This window comes from Streptomyces sp. NPDC046977, from assembly GCF_040644455.1.
In the GTDB taxonomy this organism is placed as follows: domain Bacteria; phylum Actinomycetota; class Actinomycetes; order Streptomycetales; family Streptomycetaceae; genus Actinacidiphila.
The window spans coordinates 1-17,727 of record NZ_JBEYWO010000043.1 but is presented as its reverse complement, the minus strand read 5'-3'; the positions used below and the strand labels follow the sequence as shown (position 1 = coordinate 17,727).

The following is a 17,727-nucleotide window of genomic DNA, read 5'->3' as shown; positions in this document are numbered from 1 at the left end:
TGCGCCAGCGGCCTTTCGGGCGCCGGACGGGGACATGTAGCGCTTGTCGGCCAGGGTGGGCGGGCCGCTGGCCGCGGTGCGACCCTTCCGCGGGGCCCCAGCGGACGGCAGGATCATGCTCATGAAGATTCTTGTGATCGGCGGTACCTGGTTCCTGGGAAAGCGCATCGCAGAAGGAGGGCTGGCGAGGGGGTGGTCGGTGACCACCTTCAACAGAGGCCGCTCGGGACGCGAGGTCGAAGGCGTTACGCCTGTCCACGGGGACCGAACGGACCCGGACGACCTCCAGCGGCTTTCCCAGCAGGGACCGTGGGATGCCGTCATCGACACGTCCAGCTCCGACTTCGCGCCTCGTGAAGTGCTGCAGGCGACCACATCCCTCCGTACTGTGGTCCGGCGCTGGGTGCACGTTTCCACCGTGTCCGTCTATCAGGGCTGGCCGAACCAGGCGCTCACGGACTCCTCGCCGTTGCTGGACTGCCCGGCTGACGCGGACGCGTCGTACGGGTACACCGGCGAGGACGGCAGCCCCACCCTCTACGGCTTCCAGAAGGCCGGCGGGGAGCGCGCGGTGACCGAGGTCTTCGGCGACTCCGCGGTATTCCTCCGCCCCGGTGTCATCCTGGGGCCCGGCGAATACGTCGGCCGCCTTCCCTGGTGGCTCGGCCGGGCCAAACGCGGCGGGAGGATCCTCGCACCCGCCCCGAGCAGCCAGCCGATCCAACCCGTTGATGTCCGCGACGTCGCGGAGTTCGCTCTCGATCAGGCTGCTGGCGACGCGTCAGGCGGATTCAACGTCACACATCCTGACGGGATCACCTTCGCCGACTTCCTGGGTGAGTGTCTGGCCGTCACCGGCAGCGCCGGGAAGCCGGAGTGGGTGGATCCGGGCGTTCTGGCAGAGCACGGCGTCGCGCAATGGACCGAGCTCCCTCTGTGGCGCACGCACCCGGGCGTGTGGTCGGTCGACTCCAGCCGCGCGCAGTCCGCCGGTCTGCGTTGCCGGCCCATCGCCGAGACGATCCGGGACACCTGGGAATGGCTTGCCGCGGACGGGCGTCCCGTGGACCACCCGAGGTGGGCAGCACACGGGATCGCCCAGGAAAAGGAGGCGAAGATCCTCGCCTCTCTCGTCTGACTCAGGCCTCCAAGCTCAGCAACGCGGTGACCGAGCCGAGCTGGTGGGTGCTCGCGGTGCGGGTGAATTCTTCGACTCGGTCGCGCAGCTGCCGAGGCAGAATCGAGGTGCGGTAGACGGGCCGTGCGAGGAAGTGCTGGATCTGGCCCGTGCGCACCAGGATGCCTGTCACGCGCTGCTCCGGCGGAATGTCCCACAGAGGAGTCAGCGCGTCGACGGCTCCCTCCACGTCGTTTGCCAGGAGTCGGGCCATGGCGAGGTCGGCGGCCGCGCCGCCGAGCACGTGTGCGGACCGGGCGGCTTGCGGTTTCCCGCTGACGAGGTCCAGCGCGCGGCGTGCGGAGTGCTCCGCCTGGCCCGCATCGTGGATCAGCAGTGCGGTCGAGCTGTTTGACATGGCCAGCCGCTCGGGTGTGAAGCCGAACTCGCCTCCGATGCCGTCGTGGAGGTCGTCGCGGGCTCCGCTCTCCGCATCGAGGGAGAGCCGGAGAGCCTGGCGGGCGGAGTCCGTGTCGCCGAGGTAGCCGTGTGCTCGCGCCTCGATGGCCCGGAGCCTGCGCCGGGCGGTGTCGCCCAGGCCGCCGTAGGCCTGCGCGCGGCGGGCCTTGCTGACGGCCTCAGCGGGCATGCCGGTGAAGTAGGCGATGTAGGCGAGCATGCCGTCCGCGTACGCCCGCAGCGGCTCGAAGCGGGAACTCTCCCCGTAGAGGTCGGCGGCTCGGGCCAGGCGACGGGCGTTGTCGAAGGAGCCCAGATTGAAGGCCGCAGCGGCGAGCAGGGCCATCGTCTGACCGGTGAGTACCAGGAGTCGCTGCTGCTGGGCGGGGATTTGCGTGCGGTCCCGCTGGTTGTGCAGCTCCTCTTGGAGCGTGCGGCCCCGCCGGAAGACCTCTATCGCGGGGAGGGCTGCGTAAGCGCGTGCGAGCGACGCCACGTCGTCGGTGAGTTGGTCGAGGCTGGTGTCGGATACGGACGCGGCGGCTGTCCCGCTGGCGTCGTCGTGGGCTTCGCGTGCGGTCATGTCGATCTCGTGCTCCAGGTTGAACGCGGGTGCCGAGGGATCTTCGGCGAGTGGCGGGGGAGCCAGCAGTGCCGCGGCGTCGCGGGCGAACATGGCCTGCAGCACGCGACGGGTGTCGGCGGACAACGCCTCCGGGCGGGTTTTCCCGGACTTCCAGCGGAACGCGGTCCGGACGCTGCAGGTCGGGTTCCTGTTTCCCTTCCCCACGACCTCCTCAGCGGTCTTGTCGAACAGCTCCACGAAATCCTCAGCGCCCAGGTTGCCCTTGTCGCAGAGGAGCTTGAGCAGCGTCTCGGGTTGGTCAGTCACATCGGCCCCGTTCATCGGGCTTCGGCCCATCGGCGGTCCCCTGCGGATCGATCCCTTTGCACGAAGGGGATACCGCACTCGTGCACCGCGCCACTCATTCCCGCCATGTGGCAGTCGGTTGACACACGGGTGTCGGGCGCGGTCCTCGACGGCACGGGAACGGCCGCTCCCTGACATGGCGGTGGCACCGCATGCGGGGCCACGCTGGTCAACGCCCCAGCTGAGCGTGTCCAATCCGACGCTCAGGACGCCGGCCCGCTGCGTCGGCGGACCCGCTACCCCACAGAGGACGTGATGACGACGAGAGCCGTACGGCCGCACCTTCCCGCGTCCGGTCAACCGGCCGTTGCCGCAGAGCGGCTCGCGCGTTCGGTCGACCGGGCCGGCGAGGGCGGCCACCGCCAGGCCCTCCGGCTGCCTCGTCCGGACCTCAGGGCTCCTCGCGAGGCTCGTGAGTTCTCCGCACGGGTGCTGCGGAGCTGGGGGGTGGACGGGCCCCTGATCGAGAATGCACGGCTGATCACGTCCGAGCTGGCCACAAACGCGGTCCTGCATTGCCCGCGCAGCGGGGGGATCGTCGTGCTGGTGACACTCGCCAGAGGCCGCGCGGTGATCACCGTGATTGACCCCGGGCCCTGGCGAGAGGCCGTCAGCCTCAGGGCAGCAGGCCCAGGGGACGAGAGGGGACGCGGGCTGCCGTTGGTCGCCGCCCTTGCCGACGAGTGGGCCCCGTACCCGCACATCCGGCGGACGGCGGTCTACGCGGCACTGCGACTGGACCGCCCGGCATGCTGACCGCGCCATGCTCCGGCCGCCGACGCGGGCCGGCCCCCACGGGCCCCGCGAACCCGCGGGCAGGCTCCAAGCCAGCCCGATCCGCTTCAGCCCAGGAGTCCCTCCGTGCCGGGAAAGACCGCCCTGCGGATCCTCACCTTCATGCTCGCCCTCGCCACGATCATCCTGGCCACCGCCCGGCTTGGGCACTGACCAGCGAACTGCCCTCGCCCCCTTCCACACCCGAGGGCCTCCCTCCCGGAGCACTGATGACCTTGACGCCCACTTCGTACACGAGCCGGCTGTGGCAGGTGGCGTTCACCGAACTGCCGCATCCGGTCGGGCTTCCTGACCGCCATGACGTCGTCCGAACCGGAATGGGGCTGGGCCTGCCCGCGCTTGAGGCGATGCTGGAGCGGAGGGAGGCCGTGGGACCGATCCTGTGCTGCCCGTCCCAGCAGGTCGTCATCGTCCCGGTTGCCGCGGGCACGGCAGACGTCTGGGCGGCGCCGCACTCGCTGTGTCGCCCGGGGGCGCAGTGGCACTGCACGGAACCGGGCTATCCCTCCTGCTCCGGACGGCTCTGGATCTCCGGCGGAGCGGCGATCACCGAGGCGGCGGCGCTGCACCACAGCCTGAGCCTGACGCGGTCCCGGCTGCGGTCGGAGCCGGCGCGGCTGTGCGGCGGCCACCGCGTGCAGGTCTCGCCTGGGGTGGCCCATGTCTGAGGCTTCTCGGCCGCGTCCGGCCCGCGGCCGGCGCCGACGTGCAGCACGGCGCGGTGGATCTGCCGAACTTGGCGTCGGACGCAGACACCTGCGGTCACGCCTGCGGGCACTACCAGTGCTCTCGGCCGCATCGGCCCTGGTGCTGTCTGGTACTGCGTGGGCAGCCCACTCGTTTGCAGGCGTGCCGGCTTCATGGGCGGTTGGCTGCATGGCGGTCGGCTGCTGCTATCTGGCCTGGATATTCGACCGCAGAGCATCCGCGCTGTCGGATTTAGTCGACCGCGAGCGGGCCGAGGGGCAGCGCCGCGCGACCGAGCGGTTTGCACGCTACGACGCTCTGGTGGCCGACACACGCACCTACCTTGCCGGGGCCCTGGAACAACTCCGGCGGCGGGAACGCCCCGTGGCGGTCGTTCACCCGCCGGCCGCTCCGGGCGACGACCCGCTGGCTGCGGCGCTGAGCAGGCTGCGCTCAGACATCGCGGAGGCGTTCGCAGCTGCCGGGGCCGAGCACACGGCGAGGCTCGCGCAGGCTGAGCAGGCCGAGGTGTTCGTCTACATCGCGCGGCGGCTGCACGTGCTGGTGAGCAGGGCGCTGGAGGCTCTGTCGGAGGCGGAGCGGGATGTGGAGGACCCGGAGCTGCTGCACCGGCTCTTCACGATCGACCACCTGGTGACGCGGACGCGGCGGGCCGTGGAGAGCCTGGCCGTGCTGGGCGGCGAAACGCCGCGCCGAGTGCGCAAGCCGCTGCTCCTGTCGACAGTACTGCGGCAGGCGGTCGCGGAGATCGAACAGTATCCACGGGTGAGGGCGGTCTTGCCTGGCACGGAACTGGCGCTGCCCGGGTACGTCGGCCCGGACGTCATCCACTTGCTTGCCGAGCTGGTGGAGAACGCCGCCCGCTTCTCCCCGCCGGAGACCCAGGTCATCCTGCGCGCCGAGCAGGTGCTCGCGGGCGTCGTGGTCGAGGTGGAGGATCGGGGCCTGGCCATGTCGCCGCAGAGGCTGGCCGCGATGAACCAGTTGCTCACCATGCCTGACGCGGTGGACATGCGGTCCCAGCTGGAGGCCGGTCAGACCGGTCTGTTGGTCACCGCGCGACTGGCGCAGCAGCACGGCATCCGGGTCGAACTGCGCACCAGCCTGCTCGGGGGCACCCAAGCAGTCGTGGTCCTGCCCCACGCACTCCTGGTCGCGCCGGAGGAGCCCCGGACCGCGGGGGCGCGCCCCACCGAGGCGCCGGTACCGCCTACGGGCCTGCCTGCCTCCCAAAGAGTCGCCTCGCCCCGCCGGTCCCGTGCGGCCGCCTCCTCGGCGACCACGGGGCAACGGCCCCCGGGATCCGGGGCCGGCCGACCGGACCTCCCGCGGCGCAGCGTCGCTCCCTTTGCCGCGCCCGCGCCGCTGCCTGATGCCGTTGCCGACCGGCCGTCCGCACCGCCGACAACGGGGCTGATGGCTGCCTTCGCGGAAGGTCAGCGCGGGGCGCGTGCCGCCGAAACCCCGGAGCGCGGCGCTCCGGACGGTCCGGCTCCCCGCCCCCTGTACTTCCCCACACCTACGGAGACTTCACCATGACGACTGACGCGCCCTCGACCATGCCCTGCCTACTGGCTCCTGAACGATTTCGTCCGGCGTGTGCCCGGCGTGCAGAGCGCCTTCCTCGCGTCCAGCGACGGGATCGAGCTGGCCACGAGCGGCCTGTCCGGCCAGCAGCCCGAGACCGCGGCAGCGGTGGTGGCGTCCTTGTACTCCCTGGCCCGGGGTGCAGGTCGGCTGACGCCGCGCCCGAGCACGGACGTGAAGGTACGGCAGGTGGTCATCGAACTCGACTCAGCCACCCTGTTCCTGACGGTGGCGGGCGACGGACTGCCGCAGGGGGTGTCGGTGCAGTACGGCGCCGACCCGCGCAAGGCCAGCAGCGTGCTGGGCGTGATGGCCGGCCCGGAGGCGAACGTCGGCCTGATCGGACACGAGATGGCCACCATGATCCGGAGCGTGGCCGAGCATCTGGTCACCGACACCCGCCGCGGCTCCGACCAGGGCCGGTGAACCGCCGACGCGGCCCGGTCTGGGCCGAACACGACGCCCAGGACGTACGTCCCTACGCGATCACCGGCGGCCGTACACGTCCCCGCCACGCCCTGCGCCTGGTCTCCCTCGTCGCCTTGGGTTCGGTCTCCCCGCCAGGACGGCTGGGACCGGAGGCCGAGCGGGCTCTCAACCTGTGCGCGCGGGAGCCGCAGTCGGTCGCCGAGATCGCCGCCCACCTTCGGCAGCCGGTCCAGGTCGCCAAAGTGCTGCTGTCCGACCTCCTGGACTCCGGTGCGCTCACGCTCGCCGCGTCCGCGGCCTGCGAGCCCGATGTGCACATTCTGGAGAGACTCCTTGTCGGTCTACGCAAGTCCTTCCCCGATGCCGCCTGACCCCGCAGCGGTGTCCGCAGCCGCCCCGATCGTCCTGAAGATCGTCGTGGCCGGAGGCTTCGGCTCAGGGAAGACCACGCTGGTAGGTGCGGTCAGCGAGATCGAACCGCTGAACACGGAGGAGTACCTGACCACCGCCAGCGTCCACACCGACCACCTGACCGGGGTGGAGGCCAAGACCACCACCACTGTGGCGGTGGACTTCGGCCGCCGCACCCTCACCGCTCCCGAACCGATCCGGCTGCTGCTATTCGGCACCCCCGGCCAGGAACGCTTCTGGTTCACCTGGGACGACCTGGTCGCCGGTGCCGTCGGTGCCGTCGTACTGGCCGACACCCGCCGACTCCAGGACTCCTTCCCCGCTCTGGGCTACTTCGAGGCACGCGGTCTGCCGTTCGTCGTCGCGGTCAACGAGTTCGCCACCGCCGAGCACCGCTACACAGCCGAAGAAGTCCGCCGAGCCCTCGACCTGCCCGACCCCGCCCCAGGCGTCCTGTGCGACGCCCGCAGCACCCCCTCGGCCGCCGGCGTCCTCATCACCCTCGTCCGCTACGCCCTCACCCGGGCCCGTTCCGCTTCTGGAGTCTCCCCGTGAAGTTCGACACCGACGCCGGCCTCTACACCCCGGCTCCCGACGACGAACTCGAACAGCGCCGGCGCCTGCTCGCCGAACTCGGCCTGGGCGAAGCGGACCCGGAGTTCGACCAGTACGCCGCCGACCTCGCCCGCGCCGCGGGCACCCCGTACGCGATGGTCAACCTCATCACCGACGAGCAGGTCTTCGTCGGCCTCCACTGCCCGGCCGAGGACAGCGGCGGGGACGCGCCGCCAGTGGGCCGGACCATGTCCCGCGACCACGGGTACTGCCCCGACGTCCTGGACCGACGCGCTCCCCTTGTCCTGCCCGACGTCCTCGCCTACCCGCGCTTCGCGGGCAACGCGGTCGTCGACCAGATCGGCATCCGCACCTATGCCGGCGCCCCGCTGATCCACCAGCCCACCGGCACGGTCCTCGGCACCGTCTGCGTTGTCGGCCCCACCCCTCAGCCCCTGTCCACCGGCAACCGCACCCTCGACGTGATCAAAGAACACCGCGACGCCGTCATGGCCCGCGTCTACGAACGCGCCGGCCGCACGCCGCGGAACTAGGGAGACGACCGTGTCCCTGTCCCTGTTCGCACGCAAGAGCTGCACGACATCCAGCAGGCCGCAGACCGGTGCCGCCGGACACCGGCGCCTACAGGCCCCGGTTCCAGCGGGAGACGGGAGTACGACGGTGTCCGATCCACATCTGACCGACGCCCACATACGACTGCGCGAACACGTGCGGAAGTTCGCTGAGGCGGAGATCGCCCCGGCCGTCCCGGGTTTGGAAGGCACCCGAGGGTCGGCCGATCGGGAACTGGCAACGCTGATTGCTCGGCAGGGCTGGATCGGCGCCACCATCGACCCCGCCTACGGCGGCATGGGCGCCGGACACCTTGCCAAGACGATCATCATCGAGGAGATCTCCCGCGTCAGCGGCGCCATGGGCGCCATGGTGCAGGCATCCCAGCTCGGCACCGCGAAGATCCTCCACTACGGCACCGACGAGCAGAAGCGCACCTGGCTTCCGCAGATCGCCAGCGGTGACTGCCTACCCACCATCGCGGTCACAGAGCCCGGCTCCGGCGGCCACGTCCTCGGCATGGAGGCCACCGGCCGGCGCCGCGGAAGGAACTACGTGCTGACCGGCCGGAAGGTCTACGTCGGCAACAGCCACATCGGCCATCTTCACGGCATCGTGGTCCGCACCCGCCCCGGCAGCCGCGGCCTGACCGCGTTCCTCGTCGAAGCCGACCGCCCGGGCCTGACCCTCGCCCCGGAGGTCCCCGCGCTGGGCCTGCACGGCTTCTCTTTCGGCGAGGTCATCCTCGACAACTGCCCGGTCCCCGCCACCAACATGATCGGCCAGGAAGGCGACGGACTCGCCGTGGCCTACTCCTCAAGCGTCCTGTACGGCCGGCCGAACCTCACAGCCGTCGCCCTCGGCATCCACCAGGCGGTCATGGAGGAGGTCACGGCCTTCACCTCCGAGCGCCACCGCTACGGCAGACACCTGCACGACCTGGCCAACATCAAGCTGAAGGTCGGGCAGATCGCCTCGCGGCTGATTACCGCCCGCCTCACCGCGTACCACGCGGCCCACCTGCTCGACACCGGTCGGCCCTGCGACGCCGACCTGATGAACGCCAAGCTCGTCAACACCGAACTCGCCATAGACTCCGCCCGCGCAGCCATGGAGATCGAAGCCGCCGCCGGCCTGCTCATCAACCGGCCTTTGGAGCGCTTTCTGCGCGACGCGCTGCACCTCCTCGCTCCGGCCGGCACCTCGGACATCCAACTGCTCAGGCTCGGCGAAGCCGCTCTGGGTCTTGGCAAAGCCCAGTGGTCCGAGGAACTGGCCGACGCGGTCGGGGAGGCACGCTCCGACAGAGCCCCGCACACCGCGGATGCAGCGGTGTGATCACCGGGGGCTGTCGTCGCACAGCACCCCTTCCGTAGGCGCCGTCAACTTCGAGAGGTACGTTCATGGACACCGCGACCGTTCCGCTGCCGTCCGGCGTGTTCACCATCGGCAAGACCTTCGGCTTCGAGGCCGGCCACCGGCTGGCCGCACTGCCGCCTGACCACAAGTGCTCCAGACAGCACGGCCACAGCTACCAGGTCGAAGTAGTCCTGACCGGCCCCTTGCTGGAGGGGCCCGGCTTCGTCACGGACTTCGGCGCGCTCGCACCCTTCAAGGAGTTCCTGGACACGGAGCTGGACCACCGCAACCTGCACGAGATCCTCCCCGTCGAACCGACCTCGGAACACCTGGCCCAGTTCCTGGCCGGCTGGTTCACCGAGAACCTGCAGCCGACGATCTCCGGCCGCCTGGTCGCCGTTCTCGTCCGCGAGACAGAGAGCAGCTGGGCCCGGTTCGACGTGGGGGAGGGGCAGTGACCGCTCCCCAGCCGTCCATGGTTGAACCCGGCAGCGGTGACGCTAGATTCCGGTTGATCGTCGCGGAGTGCTTCGGTGTCGACCTACCGACCTTCCAGGGCGAGGGCCCGAGCTGCGGGCACCCTGCCCTGTTCATCCGCCTGTCGCGGTGCAACCTCACATGCACGAAATGCGACACGCCCTACAGCTGGGACTGGTCCCGGTTCGACCCGCACGAGGAATCGACGAAGTGGGCGGTGGCGGACCTGGTGGCCTGGGCCGCGTCCTCGCCGGTCGAGCTGGTCGTGATCACCGGTGGCGAGCCGTTGATCCAGTAGGCACGCCTGCCGCCCCTCGTCCAGGGGCTGCTTGCCGCCGGCAAGCGGGTCGAGTTCGAGACGAACGGCACCATCGTGCCCGCCGCCGAGCTGATGGTCGACGGGGTCCGGTTCAACGTCTCGCCCAAGCTCGCAGGTTTCGGCACGGAGGAGGCCAAGAGCATCGTGCCCCCGGCGCTGGAAGCCTTCGCGGGATCCGGGCGGGCGGTGTTCAAGTTCGTCGCGTCCTCGGCAGCTGACCTAGACCGGATCGCGGAGCTTGCTGACGCCCACCGATTGGCGCCGGTGTGGGTGATGCCGGAGGGCACCTCCAGCGAGGCGATCACGGCGACAACTCGCAGACTCGCAGGTGAGGTTGCGGCCCGCCACTGGTGTTTCACCACGCGGTTGCACGTGCTCGCCTTCGCAGACATCCGAGGTCGCTGAAGGCACCCACCATCCTCATCCGTTCTCCATTCCCCAGAAGCGAGAGAAACCCATGACGACCTCTGTCGCCGACCCTGCGGCGGCTCTGTGCACCACCGCCCCCATGTCCGGCCGATCTGCCAAGGGCATTGACACCGGCCGGGTCGGCAGCCTCATCACCCAGCTCCTGATCGAGCTCGGCGAGGACCCCACCCGCGAAGGGCTCATCGGCACCCCGGACCGCGTCGCGGCCTGGTGGAGCGCCTTCCTGTCCCCGGACGGCACCGCGACGGCCACGCCCTTCACCGAGGCCCGGCTGAGCGGCCAGCTGGTCGTCGTGGGCGGCATGAGTGTGTGGTCGCTGTGCGAGCACCACCTGCTGCCCATGCACCTGCGGGTCACGGCCGCATACATGCCGGACGGAGAGGTGGTGGGCCTGTCGAAGTTCGCGCGGATCGCCCAGCACTTCGCCAGCCGGCTCCAGGTCCGGGAGCGCTTCACCCGCCAGATCGCCGAGTACCTCACCGACGTGATCGGACGCGAGGACGTCGCTGTCGCCGTACGCGGTGTGCACCTGTGCATGAGCATGCGCGGGGTGCGGATGGAGGAGGCCCGCACCACCACGGTCCACGCGGGCGGATGCTTCCGTACGAACGCGGTCCTCTCCCAGCAGTTCCTCACCGTCACCGTCGCGCAGTGGGGGGCGCCGTAATGGCCGAAGCCATCGACTTCTCCGTCATCGCTCCGCCCGCCTACCTCGAGGACTTCGTTGCCCAGGAGCCGGCCCGCGTCCACCATGTGGCCGCCCAGAGGGTGCTGTCCGATGAGGTCTACCGGGCGTTCTTCGCGCGCGAGGCTGAGCGCGGCGCCGAGATCATCGTCGACAACGGGCTCTTCGACCTGGGCCGCGCCCTGCCCGCGGCGAGACTCGTCGAGGCCGCAATGGCTGTGTCCGCGAGGGAGATCATTCTGCCGGACGTCATGTGGGACGGGCCCGCGACCCTGGCGGCGAGCGAGCAGGCCGCGCGGGAGATCCGGGAGTTGTCCGGAGACGCGTTCCGGCTCTGCGCGGTCCTGCATGCTGCGGACGACGAGGAGTGGCTGCGCACCTACGACTCCTTCATGACCAGCGGCTGGGCGGGCGCCATCGCCCTGCCGGCCTCGCGTCGCCCAGGTCCCGAGGGGCAACTGTGCCGCACCCGCTGGGCGGCGACCGCTTACCTGGAGGGCCGTGGCCTGGTCGACGACCTGATCGTCTACCGGTTGCTCGGCCTGGGCCGCACGGGGCACCTGGAACTGATCGAGCAGCGCGAGCACGAATGGATCTCCTCCGTGGACGGAGCCGCTCCCGTCATCCTCGGCGCGATGGGCATCGCTCTGCTGCCCGATGGGCCGTACGAGAAGCCCTCGACGCCTCGGATCGAGCGGCTCGGCCCGATCGCCGAGGAACGGTTCGACCTGATCCGCAAGAACATCGCCGTCGTCCGCGCAGCGGCCGGCAGCACCGTGGCGATCGCCGAGGACCGCAGATGACCGCCATGCTGGCTGCCCCGCCCCCCGGGCTGCTGCGCGCCGCCCCGATCGACCCTTCAGGGCACACCATGAGCCGTGAGAGGCTGCTGCGCTACCTGGAGATCAAGGTCCACCACCTCATCCAGGACCGGGAGTGGGACAGCATCCGCGTCATCGGCAGTTACGACCGCACCGCGGTGGTCTCCCGCCTAGAGAAGAGCGGGAAACCGTTCAACACCGAGCGGCCCACCGCCGAGGTCCACGGCCGCGACCTGGTCGTCAAGGCGTTCCCCGGCGCCGACTACGTCCAGCACTACGCGCTGATCATCGCCACATACCTGGCCATGACCGGCCGCCCGGCCGACTCGGTCGCGTACCAGCCGCCTGCGCAGGAAGAGTGCCGCACGGCGCTCGACGCGCTCGATGTGAAGATGGAAGGCGACCTCGTCATTGTGGGCTGGGGCCTTCAGCACCTCGCCCCCGGGAACGGCGTGTGGAACCACGGGCCCGGCTACGCCTGGCAACGTGCTGAGATCGCCGGCCGGCGCCTGGTCTACCTCGGATTCCTCCACAGCGTCTGGGGGGACGTCGCCGGACGGGTCGTCTCACGTCTGGCCGAACTCGGAGCCGGCGACGTCGTCTACGTCGGCAAAGTGGGCTCGCTGACCCCCGGCATCGAACCGAACGCCTGGCTGGCGACCGGCAACACCAGCCTGGTCCGCGGGACACTGGTGAGCTGGGACGACTTCTTCAGCGACTACGCCGCCAACCGGAGCGGGGTGCGGTCGGGACTGCACGTCTCCTCCCCGTCGGTCCTGCTGGAGAACCGCGACTGGTTGGCCCAGCACACCGCCTCGTACGCCTTCGTAGACCCGGAGATCGGGCCCATGGGGGCGGCTGCGCGCCACGCGGGGATCAGGTTCGGCTATCTCCACGTCATCTCCAACAACCTCGCCGCCCACTACGCAGCCGACCTGTCCAATGAGCGTCGCAGCGACGTCCTGCGCCAGCGCGCCGTCCTGGTCGACCAAATCCGCACCATCATCAGCGGCCGACTGACGACCAGCCCGGTCCACGCCACGGGAGGAACCAGATGACGGCGAACGCGACCAGCACCCGCGCGATCGGACGACTGATCACGTTCGCCGGCGGCGACGGGGCCGGCAAGTCCACCTTGGCTGCCCGCCTGCACCAGGCCCTCAACGACGCCGGCCACACGGCGGTCCTCGTTGGCAAACACAGTACCGAGGTGCCTTGGGACCCCGAGCTGGCCTCCTACCTCGACCACCTCAACCAGCTGGTCTACCGACGGGACCCACGCGTCGCGAAGGCGTGCGGCGACCACTACTGGCTGCTGGCTCTGGCGTCCTGGTACAGCTTGCAGGACCGGCTCATGGTCCGGCCCGCGCTCGCCGCGGGCACCCACGTGGTCCTCGACAACGCGCACCACAAGATCCTCGCCCGCTACGCCGTCAATCCCGACGTCGCGACCCGCCTCGCTGTACAGGTTTTCGCGCATCTGACCGAGCCGGACCTGGTGCTCTTCCTGAACCTCGGTGCCCGCGAAGCCCTCGCCCGCAAGGGCTCGTTCACCTCCCTGGAGACCGGCCACTCCGGTGGCGGCGACGAGGACTTCATCCGCTACCAGGACACCGTCCTCGACCAGCTGCGCCAGCAGGCGGAGCACGGAGCCTGGCTGCCGGTGAACGCTGCCGAAATGGACCGAGAGCAGGTTTTCAAGGCCGCATCCGCCGCGCTCGCCGACCGGCTGCACCTGACCGTTTGACCGCCTCCCCGACCGACAAGGAACGCACCATGGACCAGGTCCTGCCAGCCACCGGGGCGTACGTCTGCCACGGCATCACCTGGGCAGGCGGAGACCCCAGCCTGCTGCTCGCCCCGTTGCCCGGCGGCCCGCTCGTCTACGCCGCAATCATGGGCCAGCGCCTGGGCTACAAGGCGAGCAGTATCGGCCGGTGGTGCACCGGCCGGTACCGGTTCGCCGAACGCGTCCGCGTCGAAGCCGTCGCCTGCCCCGACCGGGCCCGGGCCGAGGCCGGCGGCCAGTGCGCCTCCTGCACCAGCCGTGACGAGTTCCGCTTCGCCCACCAGTTCCACGCCGGCGGCCACATCCCCGACACCCTTGCCGCGTACATGGCCCAGCCGCACTGGCTGTACCTGGCGACTTTCGCTGACGGTACGACGAAGGTCGGCACCGCGGCCGCCCCCCGCAAGCGCTCCCGCCTCGACGAGCAGGGAGCACTGTTCGGGACCTACCTCGCCCAGAGCCCCGACGGGCGCGCCGTACGGTTCCTGGAGGACGCCCTCACCCGCCGCCTCGGCCTGACGCAGACCGCGCGAGCCGCGGCCAAGCTGGCGGCCCTTGCAGAACTGCGCGACATCGTCCCGGCCCAGGACGCCCATCAGCAGCACCTCAGCCAGGCCGCCCAAGTCCTCTCCGACCTGAACGTCCAGATCGTGCTGGAGCCGTGGACACCGCCCGGTGAAGGGAGCCTTCTCCGCACCCCGGAGCTCCGTCGCGCCCGGTACCCGCACGACCCGCGCGAAGGCGAACACGGGTTGACGGTGCTCTCCTGCATCGGCTCCCAGATCCTCGGCGCCGTCGTCGGCGACAACGATCTGCCCTACCTGCTCGACCTCGGCGCCCTCAGCGGCCGCCTGATCACCTTCGGCGCACAGTTCTCCTCACCGCCCGCCGCCGTGCAACCCGCTCTCTTCTGACCCTCGTTGAACGCCCGGCCCGAGCAGCCGGGCTCTCTGCCGCGAAGGGATCCCGCACACCATGGCACCCCAGGACGCCGTCCAAGGTTGGGACGAGGACGCCAACGCTGAGGCGTACGAAGCCTTCACCCGAGCCCATCCCATGTACGAAGCCACCAGCCGCGACCTCGCCGGCCGAGCCCAACTTTCCTACGCCGACCTGGTGGTCGACCTGTGCGGCGGTGCCGGCGCGACTGCCCGAGCGATCCTCGACCTGGTCCCGGACCGAGCCCGTGTCGTGTCCGTGGACAACGCAGCGGCGATGCAGCGCGCGGGCCGACGCACCTTGACGGACGCCCGCCTGACCTGGGTCACCGCGCCAGCTGAGCACCTGGCCGAACATGTTCCTGCCAGCGGCGTCGACGCCGTGGTGTGCAACTCGGCGATCTGGAAGACCGACACCGCTGCGGTGTTCGCAGCCGTCTCTCGCGTCCTGCGCCCGGGCGGCCGGTTCGCCTTCAACATCGGCGGCGGCTTCGCCGGTGTACGGCATCCTGATGAAGAGGCTGTCCGCACCGGGCCGTCACTGAACGCCCTCATCCGCCATGCCGCAGCTCGGATCTATGGCCGCATCTCGCTATCCACGGCGGGGGAGTCACCGTTCAAGCTGCCGCTGGAAACGGTCACCGAGCAGCTTGCCGCAACCGGGCTGGCGGTTGTCGACACAGAGGTCATCGCTCAGCACAGCACCATGGCAGAGAAGAAGGCGTGGCTGTCCATACCCGTCTTCGCGCTGCCGGAAGGCGACCTCACTCACGCCCAGCGGATGCGCATCTTGGATGCCGCCTACGCTCGGACCACCCCAGACTCCCCGACAGTCACGAGCTGGCTCGTTGTCGTCGCCCAGCGGCCTGAGGCCACCGAATGACCGCGCCAGTCCCCGCGCTCGGCAGGCAGAACAGCTACTGCGGGCCACGCCGCCCACTACTGGTGGACCTTCCAGGCCGAGGTGTCTGGAACGCCGTGCCCCTTCCCGCGGTGCGAAGAACCGCGAACGTGCACAGGCACGTAAGCTGGGCGGGGTTCAAGCCCAAGCCCTACCCGGAGGCGGTGCGGCGCCGCTTCCTCCATGCTCTTGAGCTGAACACTTTGTCCTCAGCCGACCTTGACCGCGTCGACGCAGTCATGTGAACGGCGATCCGGGGTGTCGCTCAGCGGCGGCCGACCGAGCGGTCAGCCGCCAGGCGGTCGGCGTGCGCACGGATCCTGTCACGGTCCTCAGGAAAGACACTGTCCCAGCCGGCATCCAGTCGGAACCATACGGCCGGCTGGTTCTCCTCTCCGCCGAGCGGCACGTCGCGGTCGACGACCGCGGCGTAGGACAGGCCCAGCGTCGGGGACCAGTCAGCCCGATAGGAGCGCACCGCCACGGCCGCGGGCCGGGGCAGCAACTCCGCGTGCAGACCGGTCTCCTCCAGCAACTCACGCTTCGCCGCCGCTCGCGGTCCCTCGCCCGGCTCCACCTTGCCGCCCGGCGGCACCCATCCGCGCAAGCGGTGCCTGACCAACAAGACGTACTCGAAGGAGGAGTCGATGACCCACACCTCAGCCGCCAGCGGCTCCATAGGACGCCGACGGGCCTCCTCCAGCCAAGCCCGGGCACCGTCGAACTCGCACACGGCGAGGCGGGCATCCGCAACCGCCTCATCCAGGGTCATCTGACCGACATCACCATGACTCACCCGCACCACCCTAGGCCGACGGACCGTCCGGGCGTCGCTAAGACCTGCCGACGTGCCGGCCGCGTCTCTCCCACGCACGGGATGCCACGGCGGGAACCCTCTGGTGCCTGCATCCCATGAAGGAGCTCAATGTGCCCGATGACGCAACCTCGGACCGAGGTACGTGGGTCGTCCTCGGCGGCGTCCACCTTCTCAACCGCACTGCACCGCGGCGCCCCGACGAACCGATCGTGCTTGTCCGTGTGCCCCCGCAGGAGGTGTGCGGGCCGGCCACCACCGTCGTCGTTCGTTGGGACACGCTCGGCCTTTGTCCAGCCGATGCCCTGCGCGCAGACGGAGGCATACTCGGGGCCGCCCGGATCGACGGCCGCCAGATGTTCCACCATTCCATCGCCGGTCCCGCACTTCGCGAACTGGCAGGCGCCGAGGCCGCCCCCGGTCTGGTGCCACTGTGTTACCTCGCCGAACACACAGGCGGTGGGTACCACGCGTACGCGCAGATCCGCTTCCACCCCGAAGACGCCTGCTTCGTACGGACCACTCGTGAACCTGTCGGCCACGGCCCGATCGGGGAACTGCGCTGGCTCGACCCGGTGCTGACGGCTCATGCCGAGTCCAGCACCGCGCTCAACAACCACCTCCGGTACTTCCGCAAGCACTTCTCAGGCACCGAACTCGAGTACAAGTACACCCTCGACCCGGCACCGGACGTCTGGTCAGCGTCCATGGAACTCCTCAAGGTGCTGCGCGACGGCGGACTGGAATACTGCCAGCCTGAGTACCGGGAAGAGTTCCAGATCCACCACACCGAGAACCACCTGTTCGACGTCATCGGTCCCGAGCCCGAGATCGGCTACGTCTCCTTCATCCCCACCGTCACCGCCGGGCACGTACTCAAGCGGAAGTGGTTCACCGAGGATGCCTTCGCCCGCCGTGAGGCAATCACGCCGGGTCTCGACATCGCCCCCGACCGCTTCGAGGCCTACCTGACCGATGAACTGGGCCTGCAGGTCCAGGCCATGCCGCCCTTCCAACGCGTCCGCTACGACATCCAGTGCGAGTCGATGCGCACCGGTCACGTCTACGGCATTTTCCTTGACCGCTGCTCACTCCTGGCAGCACCCGAAGTGGCGCTCTCCCAGTGCGAACTGGAGTACCTCCGCTCGCGCAGTGTCCTCGACCACGGACAGGACGGGGTCCTCAGCGAGATGGCACGCATCAACGTGTGGCTCCGCGACTACCTCGCCTCCCGCGGCTGGGCGACGTATCACACTTTCTACTCCAAGCGCAGCTTCCTGCGCGACACGGTGGCCGCCCGACCGGACCTGGTGCCGCCCGATGGCATCCGGACGTCAGACAACCGGCCGTGACCGGCCCCGGGGGGCCGAGCGCACACCCGGCCCTCGACGGAAGCTGGGGCGTCGGAGCCCCCGTCAGACCTCACGGCTTGAGCTCCTCGCGCGCCCCCGCCTGGCAGTGGACCCATCCGCGAGGCGGCGAGGACTGTCTGCTTTGACCGCGCGGTGCGCCTGCCGCTCCGCGGGCCGCCGCAATACTGAGGATTAATGCGTGATGTCGCCGGGGCTTGTGGCGAGGCCGGTGCCGATGAGGCAGCCGGTGATGATGGTGGGCCGGTACTGGATCTGGC

General features: G+C 70.0%; 21 protein-coding genes. 19 read left to right on the top strand and 2 right to left on the bottom strand.

Annotation, left to right across the window (positions count from 1 at the left end):
* The first annotated feature begins 121 nt into the window (after nucleotides 1-121).
* Nucleotides 122-1,138 carry an NAD-dependent epimerase/dehydratase family protein gene (locus tag ABZ883_RS38800; RefSeq protein WP_360915451.1) on the top strand — a complete coding sequence of 339 codons (1,017 nt, stop codon included), beginning with the start codon at nucleotides 122-124 and terminating at the stop codon, nucleotides 1,136-1,138.
* Between the two features lies 1 nt (nucleotide 1,139).
* Here the strand turns inward: ABZ883_RS38800 and ABZ883_RS38795 are convergent, their stop codons facing one another.
* On the bottom strand, nucleotides 1,140-2,468 hold the full coding sequence (locus ABZ883_RS38795) for a DNA-binding protein (protein WP_360915448.1): 1,329 nt from the start codon (nucleotides 2,466-2,468) through the stop codon (nucleotides 1,140-1,142).
* A gap of 294 nt (nucleotides 2,469-2,762) precedes the next feature.
* Here ABZ883_RS38795 and ABZ883_RS38790 point away from each other — a divergent pair, with 294 nt between their 5' ends.
* From ABZ883_RS38790 to ABZ883_RS38710, 17 genes are all read left to right on the top strand, one after another.
* Nucleotides 2,763-3,263, top strand: a complete 501-nt coding sequence (locus tag ABZ883_RS38790) for an ATP-binding protein (protein ID WP_360915445.1) — start codon at nucleotides 2,763-2,765, stop codon at nucleotides 3,261-3,263.
* Between the two features lie 248 nt (nucleotides 3,264-3,511).
* Entirely contained in the window at nucleotides 3,512-3,970 is a 459-nt protein-coding gene (locus ABZ883_RS38785; RefSeq protein WP_360915442.1) for a hypothetical protein, read from the top strand.
* 208 nt (nucleotides 3,971-4,178) lie between these two features.
* Nucleotides 4,179-5,549, top strand: a complete 1,371-nt coding sequence (locus ABZ883_RS38780; RefSeq protein WP_360915439.1) for an ATP-binding protein — start codon at nucleotides 4,179-4,181, stop codon at nucleotides 5,547-5,549.
* 3 nt (nucleotides 5,550-5,552) lie between these two features.
* Nucleotides 5,553-6,023 (top strand): roadblock/LC7 domain-containing protein, encoded by a 471-nt coding sequence (locus ABZ883_RS38775; protein WP_360915510.1) that lies wholly within the window; start codon nucleotides 5,553-5,555, stop codon nucleotides 6,021-6,023.
* Nucleotides 6,020-6,397: a DUF742 domain-containing protein gene (locus tag ABZ883_RS38770; protein ID WP_360915436.1), complete on the top strand. Its 378-nt coding sequence runs from the start codon at nucleotides 6,020-6,022 to the stop codon at nucleotides 6,395-6,397. The genes ABZ883_RS38775 and ABZ883_RS38770 overlap by 4 nt, the downstream gene beginning before the upstream one ends.
* A gap of 10 nt (nucleotides 6,398-6,407) precedes the next feature.
* Nucleotides 6,408-6,992 (top strand): ATP/GTP-binding protein, encoded by a 585-nt coding sequence (locus ABZ883_RS38765; protein ID WP_360915434.1) that lies wholly within the window; start codon nucleotides 6,408-6,410, stop codon nucleotides 6,990-6,992.
* The gene (locus ABZ883_RS38760) at nucleotides 6,989-7,546 is read left to right on the top strand and encodes a GAF domain-containing protein (protein ID WP_360915431.1); all 558 of its coding nucleotides are present in this window, start codon (nucleotides 6,989-6,991) and stop codon (nucleotides 7,544-7,546) included. The genes ABZ883_RS38765 and ABZ883_RS38760 overlap by 4 nt, the downstream gene beginning before the upstream one ends.
* 127 nt (nucleotides 7,547-7,673) lie before the next feature.
* Complete coding sequence (locus tag ABZ883_RS38755) at nucleotides 7,674-8,903, top strand: acyl-CoA dehydrogenase family protein (protein ID WP_360915428.1); 1,230 nt, start codon at nucleotides 7,674-7,676, stop codon at nucleotides 8,901-8,903.
* 65 nt (nucleotides 8,904-8,968) lie between these two features.
* Nucleotides 8,969-9,382 (top strand): 6-carboxytetrahydropterin synthase, encoded by a 414-nt coding sequence (locus ABZ883_RS38750; RefSeq protein ID WP_360915425.1) that lies wholly within the window; start codon nucleotides 8,969-8,971, stop codon nucleotides 9,380-9,382.
* A gap of 53 nt (nucleotides 9,383-9,435) precedes the next feature.
* Nucleotides 9,436-9,699 carry a 7-carboxy-7-deazaguanine synthase QueE gene (locus tag ABZ883_RS38745; RefSeq protein WP_360915422.1) on the top strand — a complete coding sequence of 88 codons (264 nt, stop codon included), beginning with the start codon at nucleotides 9,436-9,438 and terminating at the stop codon, nucleotides 9,697-9,699.
* Between the two features lie 75 nt (nucleotides 9,700-9,774).
* Complete coding sequence (locus tag ABZ883_RS38740) at nucleotides 9,775-10,125, top strand: hypothetical protein (protein ID WP_360915419.1); 351 nt, start codon at nucleotides 9,775-9,777, stop codon at nucleotides 10,123-10,125.
* A gap of 103 nt (nucleotides 10,126-10,228) precedes the next feature.
* The gene (folE, locus tag ABZ883_RS38735) at nucleotides 10,229-10,816 is read left to right on the top strand and encodes a GTP cyclohydrolase I (RefSeq protein WP_360915416.1); all 588 of its coding nucleotides are present in this window, start codon (nucleotides 10,229-10,231) and stop codon (nucleotides 10,814-10,816) included.
* Nucleotides 10,816-11,637 (top strand): hypothetical protein, encoded by an 822-nt coding sequence (locus ABZ883_RS38730; protein ID WP_360915413.1) that lies wholly within the window; start codon nucleotides 10,816-10,818, stop codon nucleotides 11,635-11,637. The genes folE and ABZ883_RS38730 overlap by 1 nt, the downstream gene beginning before the upstream one ends.
* Complete coding sequence (locus ABZ883_RS38725) at nucleotides 11,634-12,713, top strand: hypothetical protein (RefSeq protein ID WP_360915410.1); 1,080 nt, start codon at nucleotides 11,634-11,636, stop codon at nucleotides 12,711-12,713. The genes ABZ883_RS38730 and ABZ883_RS38725 overlap by 4 nt, the downstream gene beginning before the upstream one ends.
* On the top strand, nucleotides 12,710-13,402 hold the full coding sequence (locus tag ABZ883_RS38720; RefSeq protein WP_360915407.1) for a thymidylate kinase: 693 nt from the start codon (nucleotides 12,710-12,712) through the stop codon (nucleotides 13,400-13,402). The genes ABZ883_RS38725 and ABZ883_RS38720 overlap by 4 nt, the downstream gene beginning before the upstream one ends.
* A gap of 29 nt (nucleotides 13,403-13,431) precedes the next feature.
* The gene (locus ABZ883_RS38715; protein ID WP_360915404.1) at nucleotides 13,432-14,358 is read left to right on the top strand and encodes a DUF2797 domain-containing protein; all 927 of its coding nucleotides are present in this window, start codon (nucleotides 13,432-13,434) and stop codon (nucleotides 14,356-14,358) included.
* A 61-nt stretch (nucleotides 14,359-14,419) separates the two neighbouring features.
* On the top strand, nucleotides 14,420-15,265 hold the full coding sequence (locus ABZ883_RS38710) for a class I SAM-dependent methyltransferase (RefSeq protein WP_360915401.1): 846 nt from the start codon (nucleotides 14,420-14,422) through the stop codon (nucleotides 15,263-15,265).
* A 283-nt stretch (nucleotides 15,266-15,548) separates the two neighbouring features.
* On the opposite strand, the gene ABZ883_RS38705 is transcribed toward ABZ883_RS38710, so the two are convergent.
* Nucleotides 15,549-16,049: an NUDIX hydrolase gene (locus tag ABZ883_RS38705; RefSeq protein ID WP_360915507.1), complete on the bottom strand. Its 501-nt coding sequence runs from the start codon at nucleotides 16,047-16,049 to the stop codon at nucleotides 15,549-15,551.
* Nucleotides 16,050-16,210: 161 nt separating this feature from the next.
* On the opposite strand from ABZ883_RS38705, the gene ABZ883_RS38700 reads away from it, so the two are divergent.
* Nucleotides 16,211-17,449 carry a hypothetical protein gene (locus ABZ883_RS38700; RefSeq protein ID WP_360915398.1) on the top strand — a complete coding sequence of 413 codons (1,239 nt, stop codon included), beginning with the start codon at nucleotides 16,211-16,213 and terminating at the stop codon, nucleotides 17,447-17,449.
* Nucleotides 17,450-17,727 lie beyond the last annotated feature (278 nt).

Bases quoted from the DNA above. Each gene is read 5' to 3' on its own strand.
- ABZ883_RS38800 (WP_360915451.1), top strand. From the start codon at position 122: ATGAAGATTCTTGTGATCGGCGGTACCTGGTTCCTGGGAAAGCGCATC.
- ABZ883_RS38790 (WP_360915445.1), top strand. From the start codon at position 2,763: ATGACGACGAGAGCCGTACGGCCGCACCTTCCCGCGTCCGGTCAACCG.
- ABZ883_RS38785 (WP_360915442.1), top strand. From the start codon at position 3,512: ATGACCTTGACGCCCACTTCGTACACGAGCCGGCTGTGGCAGGTGGCG.
- ABZ883_RS38780 (WP_360915439.1), top strand. From the start codon at position 4,179: ATGGCGGTCGGCTGCTGCTATCTGGCCTGGATATTCGACCGCAGAGCA.
- ABZ883_RS38750 (WP_360915425.1), top strand. From the start codon at position 8,969: ATGGACACCGCGACCGTTCCGCTGCCGTCCGGCGTGTTCACCATCGGC.
- folE (WP_360915416.1), top strand. From the start codon at position 10,229: ATGTCCGGCCGATCTGCCAAGGGCATTGACACCGGCCGGGTCGGCAGC.
- ABZ883_RS38730 (WP_360915413.1), top strand. From the start codon at position 10,816: ATGGCCGAAGCCATCGACTTCTCCGTCATCGCTCCGCCCGCCTACCTC.
- ABZ883_RS38725 (WP_360915410.1), top strand. From the start codon at position 11,634: ATGACCGCCATGCTGGCTGCCCCGCCCCCCGGGCTGCTGCGCGCCGCC.
- ABZ883_RS38720 (WP_360915407.1), top strand. From the start codon at position 12,710: ATGACGGCGAACGCGACCAGCACCCGCGCGATCGGACGACTGATCACG.
- ABZ883_RS38715 (WP_360915404.1), top strand. From the start codon at position 13,432: ATGGACCAGGTCCTGCCAGCCACCGGGGCGTACGTCTGCCACGGCATC.
- ABZ883_RS38710 (WP_360915401.1), top strand. From the start codon at position 14,420: ATGGCACCCCAGGACGCCGTCCAAGGTTGGGACGAGGACGCCAACGCT.